Annotated in this window: 1 protein-coding gene; it reads right to left on the bottom strand. The window is 48.8% G+C overall.

What is annotated here, in order from left to right:
- A partial coding sequence (locus tag RYX56_RS23855; RefSeq protein ID WP_317124320.1) for a dihydrodipicolinate synthase family protein occupies window positions 1–254 on the bottom strand: 254 nt, incomplete at both ends.

Below are 254 nucleotides of genomic sequence, written 5' to 3'. Positions count from 1 at the left end.
AAGCCACCAACGGTAACCTGACACTGCCTACCGGAATCCCCGTCATATGTAAGGCTGCCTTTACCGGAGCAGGGTTGGGTGCTGCAAATAAGGCTTTCATAACCGGAAGCAGGCGGCGATGTAATGAAGCAGCCCCCTGTATGTCACCGCTTTTAAGCCGATTTATCATTTCTTGCATCTCATTACCGATAATATGGGAAGCAACCGAAATAACCCCCGCACCACCAATCGATAAAACGGGTATTGTTAAAGCA

Source organism: Alkalihalophilus lindianensis, from assembly GCF_032843265.1.
Lineage (GTDB): Bacteria > Bacillota > Bacilli > Bacillales > Bacillaceae_D > Alkalihalophilus > Alkalihalophilus lindianensis.
This window is presented reverse-complemented; position numbering and strand designations above follow the sequence as displayed.